Here is a 20,236-nt window from a genome sequence, read left to right as displayed (position 1 = left end):
AAAAACCGGTGCCAAGGCACCGGTTTTTTTATATCAGCAATTCATTGCTCCGATGTTCATAGCGCAAGGTCATGCAGGTCTTGCTCATTGCCATGGCAGGGGCCCGGGATGATTGGGTCGGGCAAGCGATCGGACGCAGTTTGCCAGCAGGTCATGGCGCGTCGGGCCGCTATCTGGCACTGAAATTGTTTCACCTACGCAACGGATCTCAAGATTTCCCATCTTAATTTGCAACAATATGAGTCCGGGAGGGGGCAGCAGAGTCGCCGGGATAGGCGCTAGTGAAGCGCCGTGTTGGCCCTTATCAGCAAAAGGATGGCTGACAGGCTCTGGGCAAGTGGCATGGCTGCGAGAGTTGAGCGGTGCGCAGTGGGTTTGCCCGCAGAGAAATGCGAAGGATAAAAAAAGCGCGCCATGGGCGCGCTTGTTTGCGGGCATTAGCGGCTATTCGTCAAAGACCCCGAAGTGCTCCTTGGCGAAGTTGACCCGCTGCTCCACGTTCATCTTCACCTGACCCAGCTTCTCGATGGTCTTGAGGTTGGGCACCAGACCACGGCCGTTGGCGATTTGAATGGCCAGACCCGGGCGGGCGTTGAGTTCCAGCAGCATGGGGCCGCGGAACTTGTCGAGCACCATGTCGGTACCGATATAGCCCAGACCCGACATCTCGTAGCAGGAGGCGGCCAGCGTCAGCAGGGTATCCCAGTGGGGCACCTTGAGCTCATAAAGATCGAGGCCGGTATCCGGATGGTGGCGCAGCGGATTGCCAAACTGCACCGCCCGCAGGGCACGACCGGTACGCAGGCAGAGCCCGACACCTACTGCACCCTGGTGCAGGTTGGCCTTGCCATCGGAGGCTGAGGTGGAGAGGCGCATCATCGCCATCACCGGGAAGCCCTTGAAGATGATCACCCGTGCATCGGGTACCCCTTCAAACGAGTAGCCGTCGAACACGTCATCGAAGTTGATGAGGCCTTCGACCAGCGCCACGTCTGGCTTGCCTCCCAGCGAATAGAGCCCCGCCAGAATGTTGGAGACATGGCGCTCCAGATCCTGACCGTTGCTGGCACTGCCGTTGGGTTTGTAGAAGAGGCCATCTTCCTGACGGAGGATCACCAGGATCCCCTTGCCGCCGGAGCCGCGCGCAGGCTTGATGCAGAAGCCCGGCCACTCCTTGACCAGCTCGGTAATGCGACCCACGTCGTGCTGGGCGCGGATGGTGCCGATCAATTCCGGCACCGTCACGCCCGCATCGAGCGCAATACGCTTGGTCTGCAGCTTGTCATCCACCAGCGGATAGAGGCTGCGCGGATTGTAGCGGCTGATATAGGAGTGGTTTCGCTTGTTCATGCCGAGGATGCCTGCCTGCGACAGGCTCCACGGGGTGGTGTACTTTTCCCAGAACCACATCTGTTACTTGTCCTTACCCGGGGTGGCACCGGAACGCATCTCGTCTACCAGCGGCTTGAAGCGCTTGAGTTCGCTCAGCTTGTAGCCGGTGTAGTTACCCATCAACAGCACGGTCGCCATCAGCACCAGCTGCAGGCCGAGGAAGTTGAAGGTGAGGTGACGAATGAGCTCGTTATCCATGGCCAGATAGGCGATGACCGCCACCAGCAGGGAGCCGCCACCCTGGCGGAATACCTCTTTCGGGCCCTCTTCTTCCCACAGGATGGACATCCGTTCGATGGTCCAGGAGAGGATGATCATCGGGAAGAAGGTGATCTTCATGCCGTCGGTCAGCCCCAGCTTGAAGGCGAACGCCGAGAAGACCCCGATCAACGAGATAACCATGATGATGATGGCCGATATCCGCGCGACCAGCAGCAAGTTGAGCCGCGACAGGTAGGAGCGGATCACCAGACCGGTGCCGACGATAAGCAGGAAGCCCACCAGACCGGTGATCAGCTGGGTCTGGATAAAGGCGACCGCGATCAGCACCGGCATAAAGGTACCGGAGGTCTTGATCCCGACGATGACCCGCAGGAATACCACCATCAGCACGCCGATGGGGATCAGCAGCAAGCCCTTGAACAGGGTCTGCTCTTCCAGCGGCAGGCTGTGGATGGAGAAGTTCATCATCTCCGATTTTTCAAACTTCTGGGCCAGCGCCACGCTCACCGGTTGCTCCTGCTCGATCATCGAGAAGCTTACCTTGGAGTTGTGGCCGCCAGTCACATCCAGCAGTGAGCCGGAGTTGTATTCCCACAGCAGCAGGTTGCCAGGACGGCCCTGTTCGCCGGTCTGGGGGTTGAACAGCTTGTAGTCGGTCGGGCTGTTGAACACCTGCAGGTAATCGACCAGCTCCTGACGACGGCGACCATCTTCCAGGCTCAGGGCGTGGACGACGCGGGCCGGTACGTCAGCATTGTTGAGCAGCTCGGCGATCAGGTTGGCGCGGCTCTTGTGCTTTTTCAGCAGCTCGGCGTTCTGCTCCTGCTTCTCGATCTCCTTGATGATCTCGCGAGTCAGGGTGTAGCCGTCGGCAGAGCGCTCCTGAGCGCGTTCCAGGATCTGCTTCATGGCGGTGGCGTAGGGCTCGCTCTCGATCTGCTTTTCGATGGCGGGCGGCTGCGGGTTGGCAGCCGGCTTGGCGTGCGCATCCGCCATCATGTCGACGCGGTAGTAGAGCTCCTGACGGCCGGAGGCGGTGCGGATCGACCACTCGGCGCGTGCATCGCCATCCTTCTCGACGAAGGAGAGGCCGTAGCCGGGGCTGGCGGCGTTTTCGTTCATCAGGGTAAAGCCGGGCTGGGTACCCGGAATGGCCAGGGAGGCGATCACCGGCTCACCGGTGGCTTCAAACTCCAGCTTGGCTTCGATAGACCAGATCTGGCGCTTTTCACCGGGCGTGAGCGGAACGTCCAACGCGATGTGGTGATAGATCGTCATCCCCAGGCCGACAATGTACAGCAGGGCTACCAGCAAATAGAACGGCTTACGGGAAACCATGGATTATTTCACATCCTTGAGCTTGGGTTTTGGTTGGATATATTCGCGGGCCACATCGACCACAGCGATATCTTTCAGGAATTCACGACCCAGCAGCACGGGGAAGGCCATGTCGCTACGATCTTTCAGGGTAAATTCGGCCTTCTCGGTCATGTCGCCGATGCGCACGGTCAGACGGACCACGGGACGGCGGTCGAGATCGTCGGCAGAGGCCTGACGTACCCGCACGTGGCGTACCAGCGGGGCTTCGATCTGGATCTTGTCGTCGGCGTCCTGATGGCTCAGCAGGAAGCGAACCCAGTTTTTGCCGTTGCGCTCGAAAATGGTGATCTCCTGAGCGCTGATGGAGGAGGTGGTGGCACCGGTGTCGACCCGCGCCTGGAAAGCGTCGTTGGCGGCATCGACCCAGATCCACTCCGCTTCACCCACCATCAGCTTGCCATCGATGGTGTGACCCTGATTGGGCACCGGGCACTTCTCGGCTGGTACCGCCATCGGCTTGGGCGGCTCGGAGGGAAGGGCGGCGATCTTGTGATCTACTTGTTTGACGGACTCTTTCATATTGGTGACATCTGTATTGAGCTGAACCAGCAGGTGCTGTTGCTGCACATACTGCTTCTGTTGCTGCTCCATGGATGTTTGCAGGCGCTGCTCGCTCTGGCTCAGCTCGCTACGCAACTCGGCCAGTGTCAGTGCAGGAACCTGGGGCGCTTTTTCCATATTGACACACCCGCCGAGACTGAGCAGGGAGAGCAGGGTCATTCCTTTTAATTTGCTTTTCATGTCATTCATTTAACTGTGCTTCCTGGAATTGGGTCAGTGTAACTTCCACAGCCGCCATCGGCTAGTCTTTGGCCTTTCTGGCAATCAGTACGGCACGTTTCGGTGCCGGATGTCCTTCTACAGTGAGTGCCGTATTGTCTGGGTCCAGATAATCACTCAGGGATTCATTAATCATCCAGTCGGTACGACGCTGTTCGTCCGTGCTGGTCATATTTTCATCGACAATCCGCACATCGGTGAAGCCGCAACGCTCGACCCACAGTTTGAGGGCGGCGCTGGATGGAATAAACCAGACGTTGCGCATCTTGCCGTAGCGGTCGGTGGGCATCAGCACATCATTGACACCGCCGTCAATCACCAGCGTCTCCAGCACCAGCTCGCCATCATCCTTGAGCTGGTTGCGCAGCTGCTCGATGTGCTCGATGGGGGATTTGCGGTGATAGAGCACCCCCATGGAGAAGACGGTGTCAAACGCCCGCAGCTCCGGCAGCTCCTGAATCCCGAGCGGCAGCAGGTGGGCACGCTGGTCGTTGCCGGCGAAGTGGCGAATCGCCTCGAACTGGCAGAGGAACAGCGGGCTCGGATCGATGCCGACCGCGAGCTTGGCCCCTTCACCCACCATGCGCCAGAGGTGATAGCCGCTGCCGCAGCCCACATCCAGCACGTAGCGGCCTTCGAGCGGGCTGATATGGGGCAATACCCGATCCCACTTCCAGTCGGAGCGCCACTCGGTGTCGATATGGATGCCGTGCACGGTGAACGGCCCCTTGCGCCAGGGCATGAAGTGGCGCAGCAGGCTCTCGACCTTCTTGCGCTCCCCTTCACCCAGGCTCTCGGCCGAGCCTATTTCGACCCGGCTTTTCAGCTCGACGTGGTCGGGGGCGACGGCCGGCAGCTTGTTGAGGGCGCGGTTCCAGCGCGGCAGATCGCCGTGCTGGTTGTCGTGTTGCCAGGCGTGCAGCTGGGCGGGCAGGGTATGCAGCCAGTGGCTCAGCCGGTTCTTGGCGATCAGTTGATAGAAGTTGGCAAAGTCGATCATGGCTGGGCGTCGCTGGATTTGATGGCAATCATGGAGCCGAAGTTGAAGCACTGGAACCAGAGATCCTGATGGACGAAACCGGCGTCGCGCAGGCGCGCCTGATGCACCGGCAAGCTGTCGGTGCGCATCACGTTCTCGAGGGCGGTGCGCTTCTGGCTGATCTCCAGCTCGCTATAACCGTTGGCGCGCTTGAAGTCGAGGTGCAGGTCGATGAGCAGCTCGTTGACCGGCTCGTCCTCGAAGCGGAACTTCTCGCTCAGGATCAGGATCCCGCCCGGGCGCAAACCGTCGTGAATGCGCTGGATCAGGGCAGCCCGTTTCTCGGGCTCGACAAACTGCAGGGTGAAGTTGAGCACCACGACGGAGGCGTTCTCAATCTCGATGTCGCAGATATCCGCCTCCACCAGCTCCACCGGCACCTCGGATTTGAAACCGGAGAGGTGGGCACGGGCGCGCTCGATCATGGGGTGGGAGAGATCCACCGCCGTGATGCGGCAACCGGGCTGGCTGATATGGCGGCGCATCGCCTGAGTGGCGGCGCCCAGCGAACAGCCGAGGTCATAGAGTCGACTCTCGGGTTGGGCGTAGCGGGCGGCCATCATGCCGATGGCTGAGATGATGTTGCTGTAACCCGGCACCGAGCGCTGGATCATGTCGGGAAAGACATCGACGACCTGTTCGTCAAAACAGAAATCACCCAAACGGGCGATGGGGGCGGCAAATATTTGATCTTTGGTATGCATGCTGGCGCAACCTGACAGCCGGCATATCGGCCGACTGCTTTGTTCAATTGAATCGTTGGGTGGCACCCGTCTGGGGGTGGCTCATCACCTGTTTACGAACGGGGTGGCCGGTCATGAGCTCCTGGTGACCGGTCCTGTTCGTAGGGGTCATCTCCGGACCCTTATCCGGAGCCGAGTCATTTGTTACCACTGATTAACAGTAACGGTGACAGGGCTCCTTGCATGGGGCGCTAGTGTAGAGGATTGACGGCCATTTGTCTTGACGCCGGGCCCCGCCAAACCACAAAAATCGCCCTTTTTTTACTGCGTTTTCGAGGCTCTGCGAGGGTTGCTTGTGCCACTGGTTAAAAGGGCAGCACTCCCTGCCGCGCGCGATCGTTTTCCCCCGGCCAGGGGGCCATCTCTTGCCCCAGCAGACGGCTTACTTGGCGGGCCAGTTCGGGGGCTTGGGCGTTGTCGGCGGTGTGGATGTAGAGGTAAAGATCCTTCCCCTCGGCCAGCCATTGGCGCCAATGGGGTATCCAGCTGGGCAGGAAGGGGTGGTTGGCCGCCGGATCCGGCAGGCCAATCAGGCGCACCATGGGGGCGTTGGCGGTGGCCAGCAGATGCACCGGCAGGCGCGGCTTTTTACCCTGGGCATCAATCAGGGCCGCTGTGGTGGCTGGTACCGAGAAGAGTGGCCGGCTGTCGAGCATCACCCGGTTGACCCCTTGTTCCATCAGCAGCCGGTTCAATGCCCGTTCAGCCTCCCCCTTGGCGAAGAAGTCGGGGTGGCGCACCTCGAGGGCGTAGCGAAACGTCCGCGGCAGCCGCTCGATAAAGGCCGCGAGCCGGGGCAACCCTTCGGAACCAAAGCGGGCAGGCAGTTGCAGGGTGAGCAGCCCCAGCTTGTCGTGGAGCGGCGCAAGCAGGTGGATAAAGTCGGCAACCTGTTTCTCTGCGCTCACCAGATCGCTCTGGTGGCTGATGGTTTGTGGAAACTTGAAGTTGAAGCGAAAGTGGTCAGGCACCGCATCGGCCCAGCGCTGCACCGTATCGGGGGTCGGCAGGGCGTAGAAAGTGGTGTTGCCCTCCACCGAGTTGAAGACGGTCGCGTAGTGGGCTAGGTGCTCGGCGGGCTTGGCGCCCAGACCCAGCAGCTGGCCGGGCCAGGCGGGGTGGGACCACTGCGGCAGGCCCAAATAGAGGCTCATGGCGACGTCTCTCTCTGATCTTGGTGAATTCGGGCCCCTTTTTTTGCCACTTTTTGCCATCCAGAGCAAAAAACTGGTGAAAGGAGGCTGCTGGCCATTTTACCCAAAAGGGGGTTTTCCTCTATAATGCCAGCCCTTTTGTTTTTCAATTTCTTGTGACCCATGCCTATCTACGAATATCGTTGCGACGTCTGTGGCCATGAATTGGCAAAACTGCAAAAGCTTTCCGATGCCCCCCTGACCGACTGTCCGGCCTGTAGCAAGCCGAATCTGGTCAAGCTGATATCGGCGGCAGGCTTCCGGCTCAAGGGAACCGGATGGTACGAGACTGATTTCAAACCGGGTAAGAAAAAGAATCTGGCCAGCTGTGAGACAGACGGTGCTTGCCAGTCGTGCCCGGCGGCCCAAGGTTAACCGTCTCTCTACAATTTCGAAGGAAGAAGTCCATGCGCTCTATCTATTGCGGACAGGTCAATGAGGCCCATGCCGGGCAGACCATTACATTGTGCGGTTGGGTCCATCGTCGTCGTGATCTCGGCGGTCTGATCTTTATCGACATGCGCGATCGCGAAGGGATCGTGCAGGTGTTCTTCGATCCGGACAAACCGGAAGCGTTCGCCCTGGCCTCCGAGCTGCGCGGCGAGTTCTGCATCCAGGTGACAGGTGTAGTGCGCACCCGTCCCGAGTCCCAGCGCAACAGCGACATGGCCACCGGTGCCATCGAAGTGTTCGCTCACGAGCTCAATATCATCAACCGTGCCGAGCCGCTGCCGCTGGACTTCAACCAGGTCAACAGCGAAGAGATCAGCCTCAAGTATCGCTACCTGGATCTGCGTCGCCCCGAGATGGCCAAGTACCTGAAGACCCGTGCCAAGGCCAGCGCCTTCGTACGCCGCTTCATGGACGAGCACGGCTTCCTCGATATCGAGACCCCGATGCTGACCAAGGCCACCCCGGAAGGTGCCCGTGACTATCTGGTACCGAGCCGCGTGCACAAGGGCAAGTTCTACGCCCTGCCGCAATCTCCCCAGCTGTTCAAGCAGTTGCTGATGATGTCCGGCTTCGACCGTTACTACCAGATCGTCAAGTGCTTCCGTGACGAAGACCTGCGTGCCGACCGCCAGCCGGAATTCACCCAGATCGACGTGGAGACCTCCTTCATGACCGCACCGCAGGTGCGTGAAGTGATGGAAGAGATGATCCGCAAACTGTGGCTGCACATCCTGAACGTGGATCTGGGCGACTTCCCGATCATGACCTTCGACGAAGCCATGCGTCGCTACGGCTCCGACAAGCCGGACCTGCGTCTGCCGATGGAGCTGGTCGATGTGGCCGATCTGCTGACCGCTGTCGAGTTCGCTGTGTTCGCCGGCCCCGCCCACGATCCGAAAGGCCGCGTGGCTGCCCTGAAAGTGCCGGGCGGTGCCGAGCTCTCTCGCAAGCAGATCGACGAGTACACCAAGTTTGTCGGCATCTACGGTGCCAAGGGCCTGGCCTGGATGAAGGTCAACGAAGCGGCCAACGGTATCGAAGGCGTGCAGTCTCCGGTTGCCAAGTTCCTCTCTGACGCCATCGTGCGCGAGATCCTGACCCGTACCGGCGCGGCCGACGGCGACATCATCTTCTTCGGTGCCGACTCCAAGAAAGTGGTCTGCGATGCCATGGGCGCCCTGCGTCTGAAAGTGGGCCGCGATCTGGGTCTGCTGGAAAACAGCTGGAAGCCGCTGTGGGTTATCGACTTCCCGATGTTCGAGGAAGATGGCGAAGGCGGTCTGGCTGCCATGCACCACCCCTTCACCGCGCCGAGCGGCCTGAGCCCGGAGCAGCTGAAAGCCAACCCCCTGGGTGCTTACGCCAACGCCTACGACATGGTGATCAACGGTTACGAAGTGGGTGGCGGCTCTGTCCGTATCCACAACAGCGAGATGCAGGCCACCGTGTTCGACATCCTGGGTATCACCCCGGCCGAGCAGCGCCTGAAGTTCGGCTTCCTGCTGGATGCGCTGAAGTACGGTACCCCGCCGCACGCCGGTCTGGCCTTCGGTCTGGACCGTCTCAGCATGCTGCTGACCGGCACTGAAAACATTCGGGACGTCATTGCCTTCCCGAAAACCACTGCGGCCGCCTGTCTGATGACCGACGCCCCCAGCCTTGCCAACGCCGCCCAACTGGGCGAGCTGGCGATTGCAACCACCGTCAAGGGTGATGAGTAAGCCCTTCCGGGCACCGGAGGTCGCGTAGCGGCCTCCCTGTTCCCCTTGCGTTAGCAATGACGTGTGTTACTGAAATTTCAAAAATATAACGGAGAGTCTCTATGGCAGGTCACAGTAAATGGGCCAACATCAAACACCGCAAGGCCGCTCAGGATGCCAAGCGTGGCAAGATCTTCACCAAGCTGATCCGCGAAATCACTACCTCCGCGCGTCTGGGTGATGCAGATCCGGCCAACAACCCGCGTCTGCGTGCTGCGGTGACTGCCGCCCTGACCAACAACATGACCCGCGACACCATCAACCGTGCCATTCAGCGTGGCGCCGGTGGTGGCGATGGCGAGCAGCTCGAGACCATCGTATACGAAGGTTACGGCCCGGCTGGCTCTGCCGTCATGGTTGAGTGTCTGACTGACAACCGCAACCGTACCGTAGCCGAAGTGCGTCACGCCTTCAGCAAGTGCGGTGGCAACCTGGGTACCGACGGTTCCGTCGCCTATCTGTTCAGCAAGAAAGGTCTGCTGACTTTCGTGGGCGTGGACGAAGATGCCCTGATGGACGCCGCGCTGGAAGCGGGTGCCGATGACGTGGTGACCGAAGAGGATGGCACCATCGAGGTGTATACCACCCCGAACGATTTCGGCTCCGTGCTGGACGGTCTGGAAGCTGCCGGCTTCAAGGCCCAGAGCGCCGAAGTGACCATGATCCCCTCCACCGAAGCGGAGCTGGATGCCGAGACCGCGCCCAAGCTGATGCGCCTCATCGACATGCTGGAAGATCTGGACGACGTGCAGGAGGTGTACCACAACGGTTCCATCTCCGACGAAGTGGCAGCGACCCTGTAATCGCTCCCCGCACTTCTTGCCAATGGCAGCCAGATGGCTGCCATTTTTTATTGTCGCAAAGGTGAAACAGACATTACCTTGTTTGTTTCATCAGTGAAACAGCTCGTGGCCAGCATTCATCTCCACGTCCGGCTATCACACTCCGGCAGGCTCTCCGAATTTCCCCTTTCCTATCCCGATTTCCATTCAGCCCTTATATCAGTGGCTTGCAGATACCCTCGACAGGGCCAGCGCTGTCTGCATGGCTAAGAAGATCTGTGGGGATTGTTCGCACATTTTGTACCGGCAGCCCAATCCCGAACCAGGGAGGCCTGTGGTATGGATTACCTGATGGATGGAGGGGTAACGGGTTGTCTGGTCGGGGAGGGAGGAGAGCGGGGGAGTGCAGGGCGGCACATATAAAAAAAGCCCGCGCAGTGCGCGGGCTTGTTATCTCAGGACCGGTTATCAGGCCTTGGATTTCTTCTTGCCTTCAACCTTGGCTTCAACCGGTGCAGCAGCTACCGGAGCGGCTTCGGTGAAGGGACGGCCGTAGTAGGAGTCCAGCAGAACCTGCTTCAGCTCGCTGATCAGCGGGTAGCGCGGGTTGGCGCCGGTGCACTGGTCATCGAAGGCTTCAATGGACAGCTGGTCAACCTTGGCCAGGAAGTCAGCCTCGGCAACGCCAGCTTCGCGGATGGAGGCCGGGATACCCAGGGTAGCCTTCAGCTCGTCCAGCCAGGTCAGCAGCTTCTCGATCTTGGCAGCGGTGCGGTCACCGGCAGCAGTCAGACCCAGGTGGTCAGCGACTTCGGCGTAACGACGGCGAGCCTGCGGACGGTCGTACTGGGAGAACGCAGTCTGCTTGGTCGGGTTGTCGTTCGCATTGTAGCGGATGACGTTGCTGATCAGCAGGGCGTTGGCCAGACCGTGCGGAATGTGGAACTCGGCACCCAGTTTGTGAGCCATGGAGTGGCACACACCCAGGAAGGCGTTGGCGAACGCGATACCGGCGATGGTGGCAGCATTGTGCACCTTCTCACGAGCGATCGGGTCGTTGGCACCGTTCTGGTAGCTGGACGGCAGGTACTCTTTCAGCATTTTCAGGGCTTGCAGCGCCTGACCGTCGGAGTACTCGTTGGCCAGTACGGAAACATAGGCTTCCATGGCGTGAGTCACGGCATCGATACCACCGAAGGCACACAGGGACTTCGGCATACCCATGACCAGGTTGGCATCAACGATGGCCATGTTCGGGGTCAGCTCGTAGTCAGCCAGCGGATACTTCTGACCAGAGACTTCATCGGTTACTACCGCAAACGGAGTCACTTCAGAGCCGGTACCGGAAGTGGTGGTGATACAGACCAGTTCGGCCTTCACGCCCATTTTCGGGAACTTGTAGATACGCTTGCGGATGTCCATGAAGCGCATGGCCAGATCTTCGAACGCAGTGTTCGGGTGCTCGTACATCACCCACATGATCTTGGCAGCATCCATCGGTGAACCACCGCCCAGTGCCAGGATAACGTCCGGTTTGAAGGAGTTGGCCATCTCGGCACCCTTGCGAACCACAGCCAGGGTCGGGTCAGCTTCTACTTCGTAGAACACTTCCACTTCCATATTCTGTGCTTTCAGCAGGCTGACCAGTTCATCGGCGTAGCCGTTGTTGAACAGGAAGCGGTCGGTCACGACCATGGCACGCTTTTTACCTTCCAGGTCGCTCAGAGCGATCGGCAGGGAACCACGACGGAAGTAGATGGATTTCGGAAGTTTGTGCCACAGCATGTTTTCTGCCCGTTTTGCGACTGTCTTCTTGTTGATCAGGTGCTTCGGACCGACGTTTTCAGAGATGGAGTTACCACTCCAGGAGCCGCAACCCAGGGTCAGGGACGGTGCCATTGCGAAGTTGTACAGGTCACCGATACCGCCTTGAGTAGACGGAGTGTTGATCAGGATACGCGCGGTCTTCATCTTGTCGCCGAAGTACTTGATGCGGTCAGCGTTGCGGTCCTGGTCGGTGTACAGACCTGAGGTGTGGCCGATACCACCGATGTTGACCATGTCACAGGCCATATCAACGGCGTTTTCGAAGCTGCTTGCACGGAACATACCGAGCAGCGGGGACAATTTCTCGTGAGCAAACTCGTCTTCTGCACACAGCTTGACGCCTTCACCGATCAGGATCTTGGTATCAGCCGGTACAGTCACGCCTGCCATCTCGGCAATCTTGGTGGCTGGCTGGCCAACGATGTTGGCGTTCAGGGCACCGTTGATCAGGATGACTTTACGTACCTTGTCAGCATCTTCTTTGGAGAGCACGTGGCCCTTGTGGGATGCAAAGCGCTCTTTAACCTGGTCGTAGATGGCATCAACAACGATGACAGCCTGCTCGGAAGCACAGACCACGCCGTTATCGAAAGTCTTGGACATCAGGATGGACGCAACGGCACGCTTTACGTCGGCGGTTTCGTCGATAACGATAGGCACGTTACCGGCACCTACACCGATAGCAGGCTTACCGGAAGAGTAGGCTGCTTTCACCATGCCCGGGCCACCGGTGGCCAGGATCAGGTTGATGTCGTCGTGTTTCATCAGGGCGTTGGAGAGCTCAACGGACGGTTGGTCGATCCAGCCGATGATGTCTTTCGGTGCACCGGCGGCAACAGCTGCATCCAGTACCAGCTTGGCTGCGGTATTGGTGGAGTTTTTGGCACGGGGGTGCGGGGAGAAGATGATGGCGTTGCGGGTCTTGAGCGCGATCATGGATTTGAAGATCGCAGTAGAGGTCGGGTTGGTGGTCGGAACGATACCACAGATGATACCTACCGGCTCGGCGATGGTGATGGTGCCCATCTGAGTGTCTTCACTCAGAATGCCGCAGGTCTTCTCTTCTTTGTACTTGTTGTAGATGTATTCGGAGGCGAAGTGGTTCTTGATAACCTTGTCTTCGATGATACCCATACCGGATTCTTCCACGGCCATCTGGGCCAAGGGGATACGGGCGTTGTTGGCGGCCAGGGCGGCGGCACGGAAGATCTTGTCTACCTGCTCTTGAGAGAAGCTGGCGAATTCACGCTGTGCTTCCTTAACGCGGGCGACCAGTGCATCCAGTTCAGCCAAATTGGTTACTGCCATGTTTATCTCCTGATTATTTGAAAACTGTTTAGTAAGACGTTGGCAATGCCCGGCAATTATAGTCGCCCTGTCAAGGCGGTATCGTTGCAACAGCTTTTTCACATGCCTTACTAAATCGCTTTCTGAGTCGATTATAGAGCGGGGCTGACTCAGAAAAACTTGATCTGGATCATGTGTAACAAAAGAACAAAAGAAATTTTATTTCATGATCCATGTTTGATGGATGTTAACGGAATGTGCATCCTGAAGGAAGCAAAGAGGATTGTAAATGGACGGTAATAATCGCTTTGTATCAAATGGTTAAATAAGCTTTAGCCAGCTTGCAGGAGGTGAAACAGGCGCTTCAGGTTATAAAACATGAATGTTGTGGTTACGAAGTCACCATTCAACCTCTCCTAAAACCCCATTTGTTACGAAATTGCATGTTGTTTTAATCCATGACTAATCCAATTGATGGCTGTGACAGCGATCTTTGGGGCGTGGCTGCTGGCCGTTCTATGCCATCTTTGCCATCGCAGCAAAGACGATAAGCCAGGATATGGGAACATAGACAAGTGTTGGGTGGCAATCGAGCCCTTTTGCGCAAGTTGGCACCGGTTTATGCCACGTTGCGACCATGCATTAGCGAAACTAACTAAAAAACCCTGTAAATGGTGAGATTATTTGATTGGTGCCCGCTCTGGGGATGATGTAAATTTACGCGCGAAATTAATGGACTGGCCCGATGGGCCCTGCACACGTTTGGAAGGCGCCTATGGCAGCAATTGACATCTCTTTGTATCTGAAGTTTTTTGTCGGTTTGTTCGCAATCATTAACCCCCTGGGTCTGCTGCCGGTTTTTGTCAGCCTGACCAGCCACTACACCCAGGCTGAACGGATGAAGACCAACACCACCGCCAATATCGCGGTGATGATCATCCTGCTGGTCTCCATGTATATGGGGCAGCTGATCCTCGACGGTTTCGGCATCTCGCTGGCATCGTTCCGTATCGCCGGTGGCTCGCTGATTACCCTGATCGCCTGGTCGATGCTGCAGGGCAAGCTGGGCGAGGTGAAGCACAACAAACAGGAGAAGGGCGAACTGGCGGTGCGTGAATCGATCGCCGTGGTACCGCTGGCTCTGCCATTGATGGCAGGCCCGGGCGCCATCTCCTCGGTCATCGTCTATGCCAGCCAGAGCCACTGGCAGCAACTGCTCGGCATGTCGGTTGTTGTCGTGGTCTTCTCCTTCTGCTCCTGGCTAATTTTCCGTGCCGCGCCGCTGCTGTTCAAAATCATGGGCAATACCGGTATCAACGTGGTGACCCGTATTATGGGTCTTATCATGATGTCGCTCGGTATCGAGATCATGGTGGCGGGTATCAAGGGTGTCTTCCCCAGCCTGATGTGAGCCAGGTCTGTTTTATGAAAGCCGGTCCTCGTGACCGGCTTTTTATTGGTTGCTTTTTGGTCACCGTTTTTTAGAATCGGACGCTTGTTTAAAAAATGAACATGTCGTTGGCATTTTCATTCTGAAAAACAGGCTGGCAGCTGGTTTTTTGACCGGAAAGTAATGATTGCCCTGACAATATCTATTGCAATATCGGAATTGGCAGGGAATTATGCTGGGAGCGGGGTCAATGCCCGCCACTTAAATGAACGCATGGAATGTTCTTGTTGGAGTATGGAAATGACTCATAAAAAAACAATTATTAACACATTGCTGATGGCTGCACTGTTTGGTGGCATCAATATGGCACAAGCTGCCGATGTCCCGGCGGGAACCAAGCTGGCTGATGTTCAGCAGCTGGTAAAAGGCAACGGCTCCGAGCCCGCGACCCTTGACCCGCACAAGACCGAAGGAACGGTCGAATCCAATATCCTGCGCGACCTGTTTGAAGGTCTCGTTGCCTCCGGTTCCAAAGGCGAGATCCTGCCTGCGGTAGCCGAATCCTGGGAAACCAAGGACAACAAACACTACATCTTCCATCTGCGTAAAGATGCCAAGTGGTCCAACGGTGATCCGGTCACTGCCCACGACTTCGAATTTGCCTTCAAACGCGCAGTCGATCCGAAAACCGCCTCTCCTTACTCCTGGTATCTGGAGATCCCGACCATCATCAACGCCTCCGAGATCATTGCCGGCAAGAAACCTGCCGACACTCTGGGCGTGAAAGCGGTGGACGACTACACCTTCGAGGTGCAGCTCGAGAAAGCCATTCCTTACTTTGTCAGCATGCTCTCCCACACCACCACCTACCCGGTACCCAAGAAGGTGATCGAGAAGTTTGGTGACAAGTGGACCCAGCCCGGCAACATGGTATCCAACGGTGCCTATCAGCTGAAGGATTGGGTCGTGAACGAGCGGGTTGATGTGGTGCGCAACCCCAACTACTGGAACAACGCCAAGACTGTGATCGAGAAGGTGACTTACCTGCCGATCCAGTCCACCAACTCCGATCTGAACCGCTATCTGGCCGGCGAAGTGGACATGACTTACCAGATGCCCATCGAACGCTTCAAGCAGATGAAGAAAGAGAAGCCGGATGAGCTGAAGGTGACTGGCTACGTTGGTACTTACTACTACCAGTACAACTTCAAGAAGAAGCCGTTTGATGACGTACGTGTGCGTACTGCACTCTCCTATGCCATCGATCGTAACGTGATCGCCGACAAGGTGATGGGTCAGGGCCAGACTCCGGGTTACACCCTGGTGCCGGACTTTGTGGATGGCTTCAAGCCGGTGGCTCCGGAATGGTCGAAGATGACCCAGGCCGAGCGCGATGCCAAGGCCAAAGAGCTGCTGAAAGAGGCCGGTTTCGATGCCAGCAAGCCGCTGAAGTTCGAGCTGCTCTACAACACCGACGACAACCACAAGAAAGTAGCGGTCGCCGTTGCTTCCATGTGGAAGAAGCTGGGCGTGCAGGTAAGCCTGGTCAACCAGGAGTGGAAAACCTATCTGGAGACCAAGAAGCAGGGTCAGTTTGATGTGGGTCGTGCCGGCTGGATTGCCGACTACAACGAAGCCTCTTCCATGCTGGATCTGATGCAGACCACCCACGGCAACAACGACGGCAAGTACTCCAATCCGGAGTTTGACAAGCTGATGGACTCCTCTCGCGATCAGGTCGATGTGGCTGCCCGCAACAAGCTCTATGTTCAGGCTGAAGAGATCCTGGCCAAGGACATGCCGATTGCCCCCATCTACCAGTACGTGACTGCCCGTATGGTGAAACCCTATGTAGGCGGCTACCCGGCCAACCCGCTGGATAACCTCTACAGCAAAGACATGTACATCATCGCTCACTGATTTTCGTTACAAGTCGCATAACAAGCAGGCCCGCCAGACGGCGGGCCTTTATTACAACCGCGACCCTTTGGAAGCAGTACAGGACAGGAATTGTCTATGTTGAAATTCATTTTTAAACGTCTACTGGAAGCGATCCCGACTCTGCTGGTCTTGATCACCGTCTCCTTCTTCATGATGCGTTTCGCCCCGGGTAACCCCTTTAGTAGCGAGCGCTCGCTCCCCCCCGAAGTAATGGCCAACATTGAAGCCAAATATGGCCTCGACAAGCCGATCGGGATGCAATATCTCACCTATCTGGGCAACCTTGTGCAGGGTGACCTCGGTCCCTCCTTCAAGTACAAGGACTTCACCGTCAACGATCTGGTGAGCCAGGCGCTGCCGGTTTCCGCCAAGATCGGTACCTTCGCCTTTATTTTTGCCGTCACGCTGGGGGTCACTTTCGGCACCATAGCGGCGCTGAAACAGAACTCGATCATCGACTATTTGTTGATGTCGTCGGCCATGGCCGGGGTGGTGATCCCGGGCTTTGTGCTGGCGCCCTTGCTGGTGCTTATCTTCAGTATCCATCTTGGCTGGTTGCCTGCCGGTGGCTGGCAGGGTGGTGGCGTACAGTTTATGGTGCTGCCGGTGTTTGGCATGATGATGTACTACATCTCCGCCATCTCGCGGATCATGCGGGGCAGCATGATTGAGACCATGAACTCCAACTTCATCCGTACCGCCCGTGCCAAGGGCTTGCCGCTGCGCCATATCATCCTGAAACACGCGCTGCGTCCGGCCATGCTGCCGGTGGTCTCCTATCTTGGCCCGGCCTTTGTCGGCATCATCACCGGTTCCGTAGTGATCGAAACCATCTTCGGTCTGCCGGGGATCGGTCAGCTGTTCGTCAACGGTGCCCTTAACCGTGATTACTCCATGGTGCTCGGTCTGACCATTCTGGTCGGCGCCCTCACCATCACCTTTAACGCAGTGGTCGATATTCTCTACGCCTTTATCGATCCCAAGATCCGTTACTAATTCGGGAGTGCATCATGGTTGTTTCAACTGAAAAACGCGAAGCCGTCGAGGCGTTCGCGCAGAAAGTGGAAGTGGTGGAGGGACGCTCCTTGTGGAAGGATGCCCGTCGTCGTTTCCTGCGCAACAAGGCTGCGCTCACCAGCCTGATCATCCTGACCATCATCGGTCTGGCGGTCATTGTCGGGCCGCACCTCTCCCAGTACACCTTTGACGATCCCGACTGGGGGGCCATGCAGAGTGCGCCGGATATCGAAGCGGGTCACTACTTCGGTACCGACAGTCTGGGCCGCGATCTCTTTGTGCGTACCCTCTTGGGTGGCCGCATCTCGCTGATGGTTGGCATCATGGGGGCCATGGTGGCGGTCATCATCGGCACCCTTTATGGCGCCGCCTCCGGTTTTATCGGCGGCCGGGTCGACAGCCTGATGATGCGGGTACTGGAGATCCTCAACGCCTTCCCCTTCATGTTCTTCGTCATCATGCTGGTCACCTTCTTTGGCCGCAATCTGGCGCTCATCTTTATCGCCATCGGGGCGGTAAGCTGGCTCGACATGGCGCGGATCGTGCGCGGCCAGACCCTGAGCCTCAAGAGCAAGGAGTTCATCGAGGCGGCCCACGTCTGCGGCGTCTCCAAGTGGAAGATCATCACCCGTCACATCGTACCCAACGTGCTGGGGATCGTGGCGGTCTACGCCACCCTGCTGGTGCCCGGGATGATCATGTTCGAATCCTTCCTGAGCTTCCTTGGTCTGGGCGTACAAGAGCCTATGACCAGCTGGGGTGCTCTGCTGGATGAAGGCTCCAAGTCGATGGAAGTGGCCATCTGGCAACTCCTGTTCCCCGCCGGTTTCATGGTGGTGACCCTGTTCTGTTTCAACTTCCTCGGGGATGGTCTGCGTGACGCCCTCGATCCGAAGGATCGCTAATCAAGGTGGCAAGTGGCTGCCGCAAGAGCGCGGCCACCCAGCGCTGATAGCGAATCGGATCGACAGGAAAACGTCACGAAAGATCGATAAGGAGTTTTTATGAAATTACTGGATGTAAAAGATCTGCGGGTCGAGTTCAAGACCCCGGATGGCAATGTGGTGGCGGTCAACGACCTCAACTTTTCTCTCTCTGCCGGTGAAACCCTGGGGATCGTCGGCGAGTCCGGCTCCGGCAAATCCCAGACCGCGTTTGCCATCATGGGCTTACTGGCCAAGAACGGCGTGATCACCGGTTCCGCCAAATTTCAGGGTGAAGAGATCCTCAATCTCCCCGAATCCAAGCTCAACAAGATCCGCTCCGAGAAGATCGCCATGATCTTCCAGGACCCCATGACCTCGCTCAACCCCTACATGAAGGTGCAGGATCAGCTGATGGAAGTGCTGATGCTGCACAAGGGGATGAACAAGGCGGCGGCGTTCGAGGAGTCAGTGCGGATGCTGGATGCGGTGAAGATCCCCGAAGCGCGCAAGCGGATGGGGATGTACCCCCACGAGTTCTCCGGCGGTATGCGCCAGCGGGTGATGATCGCCATGGCACTGCTCTGCCGGCCGCAACTGCTGATCGCCGATGAGCCGACCACCGCGCTCGACGTGACCGTACAGGCCCAGATCATGACCCTGATGAACGAGCTCAAGCGCGAGTTCAACACCGCCATCATCATGATCACCCATGACCTTGGCGTGGTCGCCGGTATCTGCAACAAGGTGCTGGTGATGTATGCCGGTCGTACCATGGAGTACGGCAAGGTAGACGATATCTTCTATCGCCCGAGCCACCCCTATACCGAAGGTTTGCTGCGCGCCATTCCCCGTCTCGATACCGAAGGGGAAGTGCTGCCCACCATCCCGGGCAATCCGCCCAACCTGCTGCGTCTGCCCACCGGCTGCCCCTTCCAGGAGCGTTGCCACCGGGTGAGCGAGATTTGCGGCCAGCAGTCGCCAATCCTGACGCCGTTCAATGACGGCCGGGAGCGCGCCTGCCACTGGGTATCGGATGCCATGAACAAGGGGGCCAACTAAATGGGTGCCGAGAAGAAATTGCTGTTGGAAGTGTCTGACCTCAAGGTGCACTTCAGTATCAAGAGTGGCAAGGCGTGGCCATGGGCCAAGCCATCCGATTTGAAGGCGGTCGATGGTGTTACCCTGCGCCTCTACGAAGGGGAAACCCTCGGGGTGGTGGGGGAGTCCGGCTGCGGCAAATCCACCTTTGCCCGCGCCATCATCGGTCTGGTGCCGGCGACGGCGGGCAAGGTGGTGTGGCTGGGGGATGATCTTACCAAGCTCGACCAGAATGCCCTGCGCGAGAAGCGCAAAGAGATCCAGATGATTTTCCAGGATCCGCTGGCCTCCCTGAACCCGCGCATGACCATCGGCGACATCATTGCCGAGCCGCTCATCACCTTCTATCCCAACCTGCCGCGGGAAGAGGTGAAGGAGAAAGTGCGCGCCATGATGAGCAAGGTGGGACTCTTGCCCAACCTGGTCAACCGCTACCCGCACGAGTTTTCTGGCGGCCAGTGTCAGCGGATCGGTATCGCCCGGGCGCTGATCCTCGAGCCCAAGATGATCATCTGCGATGAGCCGGTGTCGGCACTCGACGTCTCTATCCAGGCGCAGGTGGTCAACCTGCTCAAGTCGCTGCAAAAGGAGATGGGGCTGTCGCTTATCTTCATCGCCCACGACCTGTCGGTGGTCAAGCACATCTCCGATCGGGTGCTGGTGATGTATCTGGGCAACGCCGTTGAGCTGGGGACCCGCAAGGAGATCTTCGCCAATCCGCTGCACCCCTACACCAAGGCGCTGATGTCGGCGGTGCCGATCCCCGATCCGGAGCTGGAGCGCAACAAGGTGATCCAGATCCTGGAAGGGGACTTGCCATCGCCGATGAATCCGCCGTCAGGCTGCGTGTTCCGCACCCGCTGCCCGGTGGCTGGCCCCGAGTGTGCCAAGACCCGCCCTGTGCTGGAGGGGAACTTCGATCACGCCGTCTCCTGCCTCAAGGTGGATCCGCTCTGATTGTGCAGGTTGCAATGCAAATAACGGGGCGCTCTGGTGGCGCCCTGTT

Annotated in this window: 16 protein-coding genes; 9 read left to right on the top strand and 7 right to left on the bottom strand. The window is 58.0% G+C overall.

Features of this window, described 5'->3' with window-relative positions; translation table 11 throughout:
* Window positions 1-444 precede the first annotated feature (444 nt).
* The 6 genes from WE862_RS17475 to WE862_RS17450 all read right to left on the bottom strand — a co-directional run bounded on the left by WE862_RS17475 (window position 445) and on the right by WE862_RS17450 (window position 6,710).
* Window positions 445-1,410: an alpha-L-glutamate ligase-like protein gene (locus WE862_RS17475; RefSeq protein ID WP_042031233.1), complete on the bottom strand. Its 966-nt coding sequence runs from the start codon at window positions 1,408-1,410 to the stop codon at window positions 445-447.
* 3 nt (window positions 1,411-1,413) lie between these two features.
* Window positions 1,414-2,952, bottom strand: coding sequence for an inactive transglutaminase family protein (locus tag WE862_RS17470; RefSeq protein WP_042031232.1), 1,539 nt, complete (start codon window positions 2,950-2,952; stop codon window positions 1,414-1,416).
* Between the two features lie 3 nt (window positions 2,953-2,955).
* Window positions 2,956-3,744, bottom strand: a complete 789-nt coding sequence (locus WE862_RS17465) for an ATP-dependent zinc protease (RefSeq protein ID WP_033114320.1) — start codon at window positions 3,742-3,744, stop codon at window positions 2,956-2,958.
* Window positions 3,745-3,796: 52 nt separating this feature from the next.
* Entirely contained in the window at window positions 3,797-4,774 is a 978-nt protein-coding gene (cmoB, locus tag WE862_RS17460; protein ID WP_042031231.1) for a tRNA 5-methoxyuridine(34)/uridine 5-oxyacetic acid(34) synthase CmoB, read from the bottom strand.
* Window positions 4,771-5,517 carry a carboxy-S-adenosyl-L-methionine synthase CmoA gene (cmoA, locus tag WE862_RS17455; protein ID WP_033114322.1) on the bottom strand — a complete coding sequence of 249 codons (747 nt, stop codon included), beginning with the start codon at window positions 5,515-5,517 and terminating at the stop codon, window positions 4,771-4,773. The genes cmoB and cmoA overlap by 4 nt, the downstream gene beginning before the upstream one ends.
* 344 nt (window positions 5,518-5,861) lie before the next feature.
* Entirely contained in the window at window positions 5,862-6,710 is an 849-nt protein-coding gene (locus WE862_RS17450; protein WP_042031230.1) for a DUF72 domain-containing protein, read from the bottom strand.
* Between the two features lie 162 nt (window positions 6,711-6,872).
* Here WE862_RS17450 and WE862_RS17445 point away from each other — a divergent pair, with 162 nt between their 5' ends.
* From WE862_RS17445 to WE862_RS17435, 3 genes are all read left to right on the top strand, one after another.
* On the top strand, window positions 6,873-7,124 hold the full coding sequence (locus WE862_RS17445; protein WP_005337686.1) for an FmdB family zinc ribbon protein: 252 nt from the start codon (window positions 6,873-6,875) through the stop codon (window positions 7,122-7,124).
* 32 nt (window positions 7,125-7,156) lie between these two features.
* Window positions 7,157-8,923 (top strand): aspartate--tRNA ligase, encoded by a 1,767-nt coding sequence (gene aspS / locus WE862_RS17440; protein ID WP_042031229.1) that lies wholly within the window; start codon window positions 7,157-7,159, stop codon window positions 8,921-8,923.
* Window positions 8,924-9,024: 101 nt separating this feature from the next.
* The gene (locus tag WE862_RS17435; RefSeq protein WP_042031227.1) at window positions 9,025-9,765 is read left to right on the top strand and encodes a YebC/PmpR family DNA-binding transcriptional regulator; all 741 of its coding nucleotides are present in this window, start codon (window positions 9,025-9,027) and stop codon (window positions 9,763-9,765) included.
* 447 nt (window positions 9,766-10,212) lie between these two features.
* On the opposite strand, the gene adhE is transcribed toward WE862_RS17435, so the two are convergent.
* Window positions 10,213-12,879 (bottom strand): bifunctional acetaldehyde-CoA/alcohol dehydrogenase, encoded by a 2,667-nt coding sequence (adhE, locus tag WE862_RS17430; protein ID WP_042031226.1) that lies wholly within the window; start codon window positions 12,877-12,879, stop codon window positions 10,213-10,215.
* Window positions 12,880-13,633: 754 nt separating this feature from the next.
* Here adhE and WE862_RS17425 point away from each other — a divergent pair.
* The 6 genes from WE862_RS17425 to oppF all read left to right on the top strand — a co-directional run bounded on the left by WE862_RS17425 (window position 13,634) and on the right by oppF (window position 20,187).
* Window positions 13,634-14,269, top strand: coding sequence for a YchE family NAAT transporter (locus tag WE862_RS17425; RefSeq protein WP_042031225.1), 636 nt, complete (start codon window positions 13,634-13,636; stop codon window positions 14,267-14,269).
* A gap of 279 nt (window positions 14,270-14,548) precedes the next feature.
* Window positions 14,549-16,168, top strand: a complete 1,620-nt coding sequence (locus tag WE862_RS17420) for an ABC transporter substrate-binding protein (RefSeq protein WP_339058651.1) — start codon at window positions 14,549-14,551, stop codon at window positions 16,166-16,168.
* A 96-nt stretch (window positions 16,169-16,264) separates the two neighbouring features.
* Window positions 16,265-17,185 (top strand): oligopeptide ABC transporter permease OppB, encoded by a 921-nt coding sequence (gene oppB, locus WE862_RS17415; RefSeq protein WP_041208574.1) that lies wholly within the window; start codon window positions 16,265-16,267, stop codon window positions 17,183-17,185.
* Between the two features lie 14 nt (window positions 17,186-17,199).
* Window positions 17,200-18,111, top strand: a complete 912-nt coding sequence (gene oppC / locus WE862_RS17410) for an oligopeptide ABC transporter permease OppC (protein WP_041208573.1) — start codon at window positions 17,200-17,202, stop codon at window positions 18,109-18,111.
* Window positions 18,112-18,210: 99 nt separating this feature from the next.
* Window positions 18,211-19,191: an ABC transporter ATP-binding protein gene (locus WE862_RS17405; RefSeq protein ID WP_041208572.1), complete on the top strand. Its 981-nt coding sequence runs from the start codon at window positions 18,211-18,213 to the stop codon at window positions 19,189-19,191.
* Complete coding sequence (gene oppF / locus WE862_RS17400) at window positions 19,192-20,187, top strand: murein tripeptide/oligopeptide ABC transporter ATP binding protein OppF (protein ID WP_033114332.1); 996 nt, start codon at window positions 19,192-19,194, stop codon at window positions 20,185-20,187.
* Window positions 20,188-20,236 lie beyond the last annotated feature (49 nt).

This window comes from Aeromonas jandaei, from assembly GCF_037890695.1.
GTDB lineage: Bacteria > Pseudomonadota > Gammaproteobacteria > Enterobacterales > Aeromonadaceae > Aeromonas > Aeromonas jandaei.
This window is presented reverse-complemented; position numbering and strand designations above follow the sequence as displayed.

Coding starts and splice junctions, on each gene's coding strand:
- WE862_RS17475 (WP_042031233.1), bottom strand. CDS start 1,410: ATGTGGTTCTGGGAAAAGTACACCACCCCGTGGAGCCTGTCGCAGGCA.
- WE862_RS17470 (WP_042031232.1), bottom strand. CDS start 2,952: ATGGTTTCCCGTAAGCCGTTCTATTTGCTGGTAGCCCTGCTGTACATT.
- WE862_RS17465 (WP_033114320.1), bottom strand. CDS start 3,744: ATGAATGACATGAAAAGCAAATTAAAAGGAATGACCCTGCTCTCCCTG.
- cmoB (WP_042031231.1), bottom strand. CDS start 4,774: ATGATCGACTTTGCCAACTTCTATCAACTGATCGCCAAGAACCGGCTG.
- cmoA (WP_033114322.1), bottom strand. CDS start 5,517: ATGCATACCAAAGATCAAATATTTGCCGCCCCCATCGCCCGTTTGGGT.
- WE862_RS17450 (WP_042031230.1), bottom strand. CDS start 6,710: ATGAGCCTCTATTTGGGCCTGCCGCAGTGGTCCCACCCCGCCTGGCCC.
- WE862_RS17445 (WP_005337686.1), top strand. CDS start 6,873: ATGCCTATCTACGAATATCGTTGCGACGTCTGTGGCCATGAATTGGCA.
- aspS (WP_042031229.1), top strand. CDS start 7,157: ATGCGCTCTATCTATTGCGGACAGGTCAATGAGGCCCATGCCGGGCAG.
- WE862_RS17435 (WP_042031227.1), top strand. CDS start 9,025: ATGGCAGGTCACAGTAAATGGGCCAACATCAAACACCGCAAGGCCGCT.
- adhE (WP_042031226.1), bottom strand. CDS start 12,879: ATGGCAGTAACCAATTTGGCTGAACTGGATGCACTGGTCGCCCGCGTT.
- WE862_RS17425 (WP_042031225.1), top strand. CDS start 13,634: ATGGCAGCAATTGACATCTCTTTGTATCTGAAGTTTTTTGTCGGTTTG.
- WE862_RS17420 (WP_339058651.1), top strand. CDS start 14,549: ATGACTCATAAAAAAACAATTATTAACACATTGCTGATGGCTGCACTG.
- oppB (WP_041208574.1), top strand. CDS start 16,265: ATGTTGAAATTCATTTTTAAACGTCTACTGGAAGCGATCCCGACTCTG.
- oppC (WP_041208573.1), top strand. CDS start 17,200: ATGGTTGTTTCAACTGAAAAACGCGAAGCCGTCGAGGCGTTCGCGCAG.
- WE862_RS17405 (WP_041208572.1), top strand. CDS start 18,211: ATGAAATTACTGGATGTAAAAGATCTGCGGGTCGAGTTCAAGACCCCG.
- oppF (WP_033114332.1), top strand. CDS start 19,192: ATGGGTGCCGAGAAGAAATTGCTGTTGGAAGTGTCTGACCTCAAGGTG.